Below are 10126 nucleotides of genomic sequence, written 5' to 3' on the forward strand. Positions count from 1 at the left end.
GTGCTGTGCGGGCGCACAGCCCGGAGCGGCTCACGATGGGACCGTGCCCAGCGCGGCGGGCCAGGGCGGCGAAGCGCGGACCGGACCCTTCCGGAGGGTAGTTACGCGGGAGTAAGTTGCCGGGCGTGAATCCATCGACGACCGTGCACAGTCCCCTTCGGCTGTACGGCCGAAGCGGTGAACTCGCCCTTCTCGACGAACAGTCGGCCCGCCTGAGCGACGGCCGCGGCAGCACCCTCGTGATCACCGGGCCGCCCGGCCTCGGCCGCAGCGCCCTCGCGCGGCACGCCGTCGACAGCCGGCACGAAGGGGCGGTGCTCCACACGCGGGCCGCCCCCGCCGAAGCCCTGCTCCCGTACAGCGGACTCCACGCCCTGCTCTGCTCGGCGCCCGGACCCCTGCCCGGACCGGTCGAGGACGTGACCCGCGCCGGCACAGCGCCCACCGCGCTGCTGGAGCTGCTCAGGACCCTCGGCTCCCACGGCCCGCTGCTGCTCTGCGTCGACGACGCCCACGCCTGGGACCGTGACTCGCGCATCGCGCTCGGCTTCGCCGCCCGCCGCCTCCCCCCGCGCGACCGCGTCGCCGTCCTGCTCACCGCGACCGACGATCCGGGCGGCGGGGACGCCTTCACCGGACTGCCGCGGCTGCGGCTCGGACCGCTCGACGACACGGCCGCCGGCGCGCTGATCGACCGCCTGACGGAAGGCCGGGCCGACCCGCTCGTACGGGACGAGCTGCGCCGGGAGGCAGCGGGCAACCCGGGGCTGCTGACCGCGCTCACCGTGCGGCTCACGCCCGACCAGCTCGCCGGCCACGCGCCGCTGCCGCACCCCCTCCCCGGCGCGGAGCGCGTCCTGGACGCGTACGCCGCCCGCGCCGAGGCACTGCCCGCGGACACCCGGCTCCTGCTGCTCCTCGCCGCAGCGGCGGAGGAACACGAACCGGAAGGCGCCGGCGCCGACGCCGCCCTGCTGCTGCGCGCGGCCCGGCTGGCGGGAGTCGACCCCGACCACCTGCTGCCCGCGGAGCGCGCGGGCGCACTCCACAGCGACGGCACACGGGTCCGCTTCACGCATCCGCTGCTGCGCACCGCCGTACTGCGCCGTGCGCCGCTGCCGCGCCGGAGAGCCGCGCACCGCCTGCTGGCCGCCGCCCTCGACGGGCCGCACCTCACCCTGCCGCGACTGGTCCAACGGGCCTGCGCGGCAGGCGGGTACGACCCGTTCCTCGCCGACGCGCTGGCAGGAGCGGCCACCGCCCCCCGGCCGCACACCGACCGCGCCACGGCCCTCGCGCGGGCCGCGGAACTCACCGCCGACGAGACCCTGCGGGGCACACGGTTCTCGGCCGCGGCCGAGCACGCCTGGCTGGACGGCGAGCCCGGCCGCGCCCGCGCGCTGCTGGCCCGCGTCCGTGCCGTACCCGCTTCGGGCCGGGCCCACCATGTACGCGGGCTGATCGCGCTGTGCGACGGCCCGGTGGCCGACGCCCGCGAGTCCCTGCTCGCCGCTGCCGCGCTCCTCGCAGCCGACGACGCCGACCGCTCGACCGCCGCCCTGCTCGCCGCCGCGGACGCCGCATGGGCCATGGGCGACCCCCACGGCTACGCGGACGCGCTTGCCCGGGTCCGGGCGGAGGGGGCGGAAGCGCTGGGCCCGGCCGGTTCCCCGCGTGCCGAGCGGGGCGGTCCGCAGAGCTGTGCGGAGGCACTTGCCCCGGTCCGGGCGGTGGGGGCGGAAGCGCCCGACCCCGCCGGTTCCCCGGGTTCCGCCGCGGCCCCGGGCGCCGAAGGGGGCGGTCCGCCGGGCTCCGCGGACAAGCCGGACGCGGCCGGTTCCCCGCGTGCCGAGCGGGGCGGCCCGCAAGGCTACGCGGACGCGTTTGCCCGGTTCCGGGCGGCTGCGGTGCACGCGCCGGACGTGGCCGGTTCCCCGTGCGCCGGGCGAGGCGGCCCGGACGGCACCCAGGCGCTCGGCAGGTATGTCGCGGGCATGCTGGCCGTGTTCGCGGGGCGGACCGGTGCCGGCCACACGCTGCTGCGGGAATGCGTCGAGGCGTCGGCGCGCGCCGAGGATCCGGCCGTACTGCTGAGGTCGGCCGCCGCCGCGCTCGTCGTCGGGGACGTGGACGCCGCCTGCCGGGCGGGCGCCAGGGCGCTGGCCGCCGTACGGGTCCACGGGCCCCGGGTGCTGCTGCCCCCGGCACTGGAGCACCTCGCCTACGGCGAACTGCGCGCCGGCCGGCACGCGCGGGCCAGGGTGCACGCCCTCGAGGGCCTGCGCGCCGCCCGTGAGCTCGGCCGCCGCAACAGCGCCGCCCATCTGCACGCCGTCCTCGCCCTGACCGCGTCCCTGGAGGGCGACGCAGAGGCCTGCGCCGAGCACGCCGCGGCCGCCGGTTCCACCGCCGCCGCGCACGGGCTGGCCCAGGCCGCGAGCCTCGCGGTGTGGGCGGTGGCCCGGACGGACCTCGCGGCGGGCCGGTGCGCGGAGGCCGCCGCTCGACTGCGTCCCCTCGTCGTACCCGGCCCGCGACGCGGCCACTTCGCGGTCATGATGCTCGCCGTGCCGTGCTTCGTGGAGGCGGCCGTCCTCGCGGGCCGTACGGACGGGACGGCCGTCGCCGTGGAGGAGTTCGGGGCGTGGGCGGCGAGCACCGCCGACCCGCTCGCACCCGCACAGCTCGCCCGCTGCCGGGCCCTCGTCGCCCCGCCGGAGGAGGCCGCCGCCCGCTACGAGGAGGCGCTCGCCCACCACGAGAGGGCCGGCGGAGACTTCGAGCGGGCCCGCACCCTGCTGCTGTACGGGCAGTGGCTGCGCCGCCGGCGCAGGACACGGGAGGCACGCGGCCCGCTGCGGGACGCCCTCGTCGCGTTCGAGCGCTGCGGGGCGCGGAGCTGGGCCGAACGCGCCGGCGGTGAGCTGCGGGCGGCCGGTGAGGCGGTGGCCGGTGACTCCGGGAGCGGCCCGCTGGACCGGCTCACGCCGCAGCAGCGGCGCATCGCCCACCATGTCGCGGAAGGTGCGACGAACCGGGAGGTGGCCCTGCGGCTGTCGGTCAGCACCAGGACCGTCGATCACCATCTGCGGAACGTGTTCGCCCTGCTCGGAGTGCGTTCGAGGACCGAACTGGCACGTCTGCTGGAGCGCTCCGGCGCCTGAGGCCGGCCGCCCGCGTTGCTGGACCGTGATGAGAACTATGCCGCAAACCCCTGGGTACCGACTGGGCGGTATGCCATTCTGCGAGCGTCAGGTAGATCCGGTGCGGTCGTGTCCCACGCCGCGCGCCGGAGCGAGCCGACTCCTGGTGGAGGCCGCCCATGTCGAATCTCGTACGTTCGCGCGTCAGGGCGGTTCCCACGCCCCACGCGGTTCTGCCCCGCTCCCGCTCCCTGCTGGACGCCGAGGCGATCGCCGTACTGCACCGTGCCGCCCAGGTACTGCTGGACGACGTGGCCGGCCTGACCACCACCCTCGTCAGCGAGCTGCGCGAGCAGGAACCCGCCTACCGGGCGGCGATCGAAGCCGACACGACAGAGGTGTGGCAGGAGGTGTACCAGTCACTGCGCCACAACATCGCCTCCCTGATCCGCCCCCGCGAGAGCCGCGACATCGCCCGGCGCACCTCGCGCTCCATCGGCGCCGCACGCGCCGAACAGAACGTGCCGCTCGACGCCGTGCTGCACGCGTTCCGGCTCGGCGGGGCGATGGTGTGGCAGGGACTGGTGGACGAGACCGCGCGCCGCCACCCGGAGGACATCCGGCTGCTCGTCCATGTCGCAGCGGACGTCTGGAACTTCGTCGACGAGCACTGCGCCCTCGTCACGGAGGCCTACCGCCAGGCCGAACGCCGGATGGCATGGCGGCGCGAGAACCGTCTGCGGCTGATGACGGCGGCGCTGCTCGACGGCACGGCCCGGATCACCGACCTGCCCGACGCGTCGGCGATGCTCGAACTGCCCGAGGACGGCCGCTTCGTCGTGATCGCGGCCGCGTCCGCCCATCCGCACGCGCCCGGCCCGCTGGTCACCCTGCCGTCCGGCACTCCCGTGGTGTGGCACTCCACCCCGGAGGCCGAACTGGGGATCGTGCACCTGGTGGACGGCCCCGCTCCCGGTCCCCGCCGCTGCGACGAGGACGGCGACGAAGACGGCCCCGGCGACGGCACCGCCCACCATGGGCCGGCCGACCCGGCCGCCCTCGCCGCAGGGCTGAGCGCCGCCCCCGGAGTCCGCGTGGGGATCGGTTCCGCCGTCACCGGTCTCGCCGCCATCGGTAAGGGGCGAAGACTCGCCGGAACCGCACTGCGGGCCTGCCCCCGCACCGGCGGTGTCGTCCTCCTCGACGACCACCTGCCGGCCGCGGTCGTCGTCTCCTCCCCGGACCTCGGCAGGGCGCTCGCGGAGCGCGTACTGGGGCCGCTGTACGCGATCGAGCCGGCCGACCGCGACCTCCTCGTCGACACGCTCACCGCCTGGCTCGACGCCGAGGGCTCCGCGCAGCGCGCGGCGACGCGGCTGTACTGCCACCGCAACACCGTCCTCAACCGGCTCCGCCGCTTCGAACAGCTCACCGGCCGCTCGCTGTCCCGGCCGTCCGACGTCGTCGAGGTCTCCCTCGCCCTCACCGCCCGCCGGCTGCTGGGGAGCCAGGGGTAGCCGGGGTGTGACGCGGCACACCCCGAGGTGCCCGTGCCTGTGCGCGGGCACCGATGCCGGACCGGCCGCTGTACGCGGTAACGGATGCCTGTTGATGTATCCGGCATGTCATCTGATATCCACCTGGTCGGGCCTGTCGCGTCGGGTGCCGGGATCGAGGGCCGTTCTCTCGCCCTCGTCGTCTTCCTCGCGTTCGTCACGGTCTCGCTTCTGCTGTGCGGCCTGGCCGCCGCCGACCAGGACGACCCGGAGCACTTCTACGCCGGCGGTGCCACGCTCGGCCCGGTCGGCGGAGGGCTCGCCGTCGCCGGGGACTACGTCTCCGCCGCGACCCTGCTCAGTACCACCGGCTCCGTCGCCCTCGTCGGGGCGGACGGCATCCTCTTCGCCATGGCGACCGTCGCCTCGCTGGTCCTGGTGATGCTGGTGCTGGCGAAGCCGCTGCGCGGCGGCGGGATCTACACGCTCGGCGACTTCCTCACCGAGCGGCTCGCCGACCGCTCCGTTCGCGTGCCCCTCGGGATCGCGGCGATCGTCGTCCTGTTCCCGCTGCTCGTGGTCCAGCTCGCCGTCGCGGGCAAGATCATGACGTCCATGTTCGGTCTCCCGTCCGGTGCCCTCACCGGATGCACCGTCGCCAGCGGCGTCCTGATGATCTGTTACTCGGCCTTCGGCGGGATGCGCGGCACCGGCTACATCCAGATCCTCAAGACGGTCGTCGTCGTCGCCGTGGTCGTGCTGCTCGCCGGCATCGTCCTCAATCGCTTCGACTGGTCGCCCTTTTCGCTCTTCGACGCCGCCCGGCAGGGCAGCCAGGGCGGTTCGTACGCCCTGCCGGGGCTGCAGTTCGGGCGCGGCTTCGCCGGCTGGCTCGATCTCACCGGCTTCCTGCTCACGCTCGTCCTCGGCGCCGCCTGCATGCCCCACATCACGATGCGCCTGCACCCCCTGCGCGGCACGCGCAGCGCCCGCCGCGCCGCCGCCTGGGCCGTCGGGCCGGTCGCCGTGCTGTGCACCGGCGTCGTCGTCGTCGGCCTCGGCGCTGCCGCTCTCGTCGGCCACAAGAACATCGTCGCCGCCGACCCGGGAGGCAATTCGGCGCTGCTCATGGTCACCACCGCACTCGACCCCGAGTCCGGCGGTCCCCGGCACAGCCTGCTGTTCGCCGTGGTCGCCTGCGCCGTGTTCGTCACCACCCTGTCCACGGTCGCCGGGATCACCCTCGCAGCCGCGTCGGCCTTCACACGTGACCTCGCCGGGCCGACGGGCGTGGGCGGCCGCGGGCGCCGCTCGATGGCCGGAGAGGTGCGACTGGCGCGCTGGGCGGTCGCCGTCGTCGGAGCTCTCGCCGTGATCGTCGCGACGCAGACGATCGGACGGAATCCGCAAGTGCTGCTCTCGTTCGCGTTCGCCGGGGCCGCGTCCGTACTGCCGCCCGTGCTGCTGTTCGCGATCTTCCGCCGCCACTTCACGGCGGGCGGCGTGCGCTGGGCGGTGTACGGGACGCTGCCGCTGGTCGCCTTGCTGATGGCCTGGTCACCGGCGGCGTCGGGCACACCGATCTCACTCTTCCCCGACCGGGACTTCCACTGGTTCCCGCTCCACACGCCGGGGCTGGTCACCATCCCGGCCGGCTTCCTGCTGGCACTGGCCGGCTCGGGACTCCTCCGGCGCCGCCCCGCGGCCCCGGCCATGCCCCCGGCCGTGGCCCCTGAACCGCAGGACGCGTACGCCGAGTGGGCCCGGGGCCGCTGACGGCACGGGAGCGGGCCGCACTAGAACCCGAGTGCGGCCCCGCCCAGCCGGGTGATCGCGTCCTTGTCCCCGTCCAGTTCCACCCGCGCCGCGTCCTGCCGCCCGAACGCGAACAGCGTCAACTCGCTCGCCTCGCCGGTCACCGTCACCACGGGCGTGCCCTTGTGCGCCACCGCCGTCTGACCGTTCGACCTGCGCAGCACCAGACCGACCGGCGACTTCCGGCCCAACAGCCGGGCGCCCTTCTCGAGCCGCGCCCACAGCGCGTTCTCGAAGACGCGGTCCAGCTCGCGCGGGGTCCACTCCGGCTGCGCCCGGCGCACGTCCTCCGCGTGCACGAAGAACTCCACTGTGTTAGCGGCCTCGTCGATCTGCTTGATCCCGTAAAGGGACAGCCGCGGCGGCCCCGTACGGATCAGGTGCACCAGCTCCTCGTACGGCTTGGCGGCGAACTCGGCCTGGATCCGGTCCGCCCGCTCCTTGAGGGCGCTGAGCAGTATCCCGCCCGCCGCGTCGGGCCTCCGCTCCCGCATCACCACATGGGCCGCGAGGTCCCGGGTGCGCCAGCCGTCGCACAGGGTCGGCGCGTCCGGCCCGGACGCCTCCAACAGGTCTGCGAACAGGAGTCGTTCACGCTTGGCATGGGTCGACATGCCCGCCAGCGTACGGCTGGGGTACCGGGTCCGCCCAGTGGACTCACCGCCGGGGACCGTGTTCGACACGGCACAATGGCCCGTATGACCAGCAGTGTCCCCGAAAGCAGCCTCGACCCGGCCATCGCCGCCCGCCTCAAGCGGAGCCCGGACGGCCTGATTCCCGCCATCGCCCAGCAGTACGACACCGGAGAGGTGCTGATGCTCGGGTGGATGGACGACGAGGCCCTGCACCGCACCCTGACCACCGGCCGCTGCACCTACTGGTCCCGCAGCCGCCAGGAGTACTGGGTCAAGGGCGACACCTCCGGGCACTTCCAGCACGTCAGGTCGGTGGCCCTGGACTGCGACGCCGACACCGTCCTCGTCAAGGTCGACCAGGTCGGCGCCGCCTGTCACACCGGGGCCCGCACCTGTTTCGACGCCGACGTACTCCTGGACAAGTAGGGTCTGGCGCCATGGATCTCGAGACGTTCCGCAAGCTCGCCGCCGACCGCCGCGTCATCCCGGTGAGCCGCCGGCTGCTCGCGGACGGCGACACGCCCGTCGGGCTCTACCGCAAGCTCGCCGCGGAGCGCCCCGGCACCTTTCTGCTGGAGTCCGCGGAGAACGGACGCTCGTGGTCCCGCTACTCCTTCATCGGCGTGCGCTCCGACGCCACGCTGACCGTCCGCGACGACCAGGCGCACTGGCTGGGCAACGCGCCGGTCGGCGTCCCCACGGACGGGGACCCGCTGCACGCGCTGCGCGAGACCGTGGAGACCCTGCACACCCCGCGCGATCTCGCGTCCGGCATGCCGCCCTTCACCGGCGGCATGGTCGGCTACCTCGGGTACGACATCGTGCGCCGGCTGGAGAAGATCGGCCCCGGCGAGCGCGACGACCTGAAGCTGCCCGAGCTGACCATGCTGCTCACGTCCGACCTCGCGGTCCTCGACCACTGGGACGGCACGGTCCTGCTGATCGCCAACGCGATCAACCACAACGACCTCGACACCGGCGTCGACGAGGCCCACGCCGACGCGGTCGCCCGCCTCGACGCCATGCAGGCCGACCTCGCCCGGCCGCTGGCCTCCCCGCCCACCGCGCTGCCCGCCTCGGAGCTGCCCGAGTTCTCCGCGCTGTGGGGCGGCCCCGACTACCAGGCCGCCGTCGAGGACGTCAAAGAGCGCATCCGGGCCGGCGAGGCCTTCCAGGTGGTGCCCTCGCAGCGGTTCGAGACCCCGTGCGCGGCGAGCGCGCTCGACGTGTACCGCGTCCTGCGGGCCACCAACCCCTCGCCGTACATGTACCTCTTCCGCTTCGAGGGCTTCGACGTCGTCGGCTCCAGCCCCGAAGCCCTCGTCAAGGTCGAGGACGGGCACGCCATGGTCCATCCGATCGCCGGCACCCGGCCCCGCGGCGCCACGCCCCAGGAGGACAACGACCTGGCGGACGAACTGCTGGCCGACCCCAAGGAGCGCGCCGAGCACCTGATGCTCGTCGACCTCGGCCGCAACGACCTGGGCCGTGTCTGCGAACCGGGCAGCGTCGAGGTCGTCGACTTCATGTCGATCGAGCGGTACTCCCACGTCATGCACATCGTCTCCACCGTCACGGGCAAGGTGGCCGAGGGCCGCACCGCCTTCGACGTGCTCACCGCCTGCTTCCCGGCCGGCACCCTCTCCGGGGCGCCCAAGCCCCGGGCCATGCAGATCATCGACGAGCTCGAGCCGTCGCGCCGCGGCCTGTACGGCGGCTGCGTCGGATACCTGGACTTCGCCGGCGACTCCGACACCGCCATCGCCATCCGTACCGCCCTGCTGCGCGACGGCACGGCGTACGTGCAGGCCGGCGCGGGTGTGGTGGCGGACTCCGACCCGGTCGCCGAGGACACGGAGTGCCGCAACAAGGCGGCCGCGGTGCTGCGGGCCGTGCACACGGCCAACCGCCTGAACGACCCGGCGAGCGGTAAGGGATAGTGGGGTACGTGAGTGCTGTACCCGTACCCCAGCCCCGAGCCGCAGCCGCGACGCCCGCCACAAGCAGCCGCCGCAGCCTGGCCGCCGCCCTGTTCCTCGGCGCCGTCGGCGCGACCGTCGTCCTGCTCGCCGCCGGCCGGATCTGGGCCGAGGGCAGCGCGTCCGTCGGCGGCGGAACCGTCACCCTCGACGTCAAGGGCTCCGACGTCACCGGCGTCCCCACGGCACTCGCGATCGTCGGACTGGCCGCACTGGTCGCGGTCTTCGCCGTGCGCCGTGCCGGCCGGCTGCTCGTCGCCGCACTGCTCGCCCTGAGCGGCGCCGGCGCCGCGACGGCCGCACTCCTCGGCGCGTCCGACACCGGAGCGCTCGACGAGAAGGCCGCCCGCACCACCGGCGACGCCGCCTCCACCGTCGAAGCCCTCTCCCACACGGTCTGGCCCTACGTCACCGCGGCGGGCGGTGTGCTGATCCTGCTCGCGGGACTGCTCGCCCTCCGCCACGGCCGTCGGTGGCCGTCCATGTCCGGCCGCTACGAGCGCGACGGCAGCCCCCGCGCCCGCAAGGAACGCCCGGCCGACCCCGACCGTCCCGAGGACCTCTGGAAGGCCCTGGACCGGGGCGAGGATCCGACGCGCGAAGGGTGACCCCCGCGCCGCGCCCGCCCCGGCGTACGGGACAATGAAGGACGAGCGTCCGGCTCAGACGAGCACCGGCGCACGAATCGCATCGGAAACGAGGAGCAACACATGGCGGGCAGCAGCCACGGACACGGACACACCCCGGCCGCCTGGACCGGCGTCATCATCGCCTTCATCGGCTTCTGTGTCGCAGGCGTCTTCATGGTGGCGAACAGCCCGGCCGGCTTCTGGGCCGGTTCTGCTCTCATCCTGCTCGGCGCGGTCGTCGGCGGCGCGATGAAGATGGCCGGCCTCGGCACGCCCAAGGACCCGGACCACGTGGTGGCGGCCCGCGAGCGCGCTGCGGCGCGGGAGAACGTCACGGCCTGAGACCTCGCACGCAGATGTCGCACAGCGGCGCAGCCCGGCCAGGGCGGGGGGGGCCGCTGCCGTCGGACGGGGGGGATCGCCGCGGGG

Annotated in this window: 8 protein-coding genes; 7 read left to right on the forward strand and 1 reads right to left on the reverse strand. The window is 74.6% G+C overall.

Going from position 1 to position 10126, the window contains the following annotated elements; genetic code table 11:
* The first annotated feature begins 116 nt into the window (after positions 1 to 116).
* The 3 genes from ACWGH4_RS23010 to ACWGH4_RS23020 all read left to right on the forward strand — a co-directional run bounded on the left by ACWGH4_RS23010 (position 117) and on the right by ACWGH4_RS23020 (position 6415).
* Positions 117 to 3164 carry an AAA family ATPase gene (locus ACWGH4_RS23010; protein ID WP_453463892.1) on the forward strand — a complete coding sequence of 1016 codons (3048 nt, stop codon included), beginning with the start codon at positions 117 to 119 and terminating at the stop codon, positions 3162 to 3164.
* Positions 3165 to 3322: 158 nt separating this feature from the next.
* Positions 3323 to 4660, forward strand: a complete 1338-nt coding sequence (locus ACWGH4_RS23015) for a PucR family transcriptional regulator (RefSeq protein ID WP_453463895.1) — start codon at positions 3323 to 3325, stop codon at positions 4658 to 4660.
* Positions 4661 to 4765: 105 nt separating this feature from the next.
* Positions 4766 to 6415: a sodium/solute symporter gene (locus ACWGH4_RS23020; RefSeq protein WP_453463898.1), complete on the forward strand. Its 1650-nt coding sequence runs from the start codon at positions 4766 to 4768 to the stop codon at positions 6413 to 6415.
* A gap of 20 nt (positions 6416 to 6435) precedes the next feature.
* Here the strand turns inward: ACWGH4_RS23020 and ACWGH4_RS23025 are convergent, their stop codons facing one another.
* Positions 6436 to 7068 carry a TIGR03085 family metal-binding protein gene (locus ACWGH4_RS23025; protein WP_453463901.1) on the reverse strand — a complete coding sequence of 211 codons (633 nt, stop codon included), beginning with the start codon at positions 7066 to 7068 and terminating at the stop codon, positions 6436 to 6438.
* Between the two features lie 75 nt (positions 7069 to 7143).
* On the opposite strand from ACWGH4_RS23025, the gene hisI reads away from it, so the two are divergent.
* From hisI to ACWGH4_RS23045, 4 genes are all read left to right on the forward strand, one after another.
* Positions 7144 to 7515, forward strand: a complete 372-nt coding sequence (gene hisI, locus ACWGH4_RS23030) for a phosphoribosyl-AMP cyclohydrolase (RefSeq protein ID WP_189472640.1) — start codon at positions 7144 to 7146, stop codon at positions 7513 to 7515.
* An 11-nt stretch (positions 7516 to 7526) separates the two neighbouring features.
* Complete coding sequence (locus tag ACWGH4_RS23035) at positions 7527 to 9029, forward strand: anthranilate synthase component I (protein WP_453463905.1); 1503 nt, start codon at positions 7527 to 7529, stop codon at positions 9027 to 9029.
* Complete coding sequence (locus ACWGH4_RS23040) at positions 9029 to 9676, forward strand: TIGR02234 family membrane protein (RefSeq protein WP_453463908.1); 648 nt, start codon at positions 9029 to 9031, stop codon at positions 9674 to 9676. The genes ACWGH4_RS23035 and ACWGH4_RS23040 overlap by 1 nt, the downstream gene beginning before the upstream one ends.
* A gap of 102 nt (positions 9677 to 9778) precedes the next feature.
* Positions 9779 to 10039, forward strand: coding sequence for an HGxxPAAW family protein (locus ACWGH4_RS23045; RefSeq protein ID WP_453463911.1), 261 nt, complete (start codon positions 9779 to 9781; stop codon positions 10037 to 10039).
* Positions 10040 to 10126 lie beyond the last annotated feature (87 nt).

This window comes from Streptomyces sp. NPDC054847, assembly GCF_053610925.1.

Excerpts from the sequence above, each read along its gene's own strand:
- ACWGH4_RS23015 (WP_453463895.1), top strand. The coding sequence starts at position 3,323 with ATGTCGAATCTCGTACGTTCGCGCGTCAGGGCGGTTCCCACGCCCCAC.
- ACWGH4_RS23020 (WP_453463898.1), top strand. The coding sequence starts at position 4,766 with ATGTCATCTGATATCCACCTGGTCGGGCCTGTCGCGTCGGGTGCCGGG.
- ACWGH4_RS23025 (WP_453463901.1), bottom strand. The coding sequence starts at position 7,068 with ATGTCGACCCATGCCAAGCGTGAACGACTCCTGTTCGCAGACCTGTTG.
- hisI (WP_189472640.1), top strand. The coding sequence starts at position 7,144 with ATGGCCCGTATGACCAGCAGTGTCCCCGAAAGCAGCCTCGACCCGGCC.
- ACWGH4_RS23035 (WP_453463905.1), top strand. The coding sequence starts at position 7,527 with ATGGATCTCGAGACGTTCCGCAAGCTCGCCGCCGACCGCCGCGTCATC.
- ACWGH4_RS23045 (WP_453463911.1), top strand. The coding sequence starts at position 9,779 with ATGGCGGGCAGCAGCCACGGACACGGACACACCCCGGCCGCCTGGACC.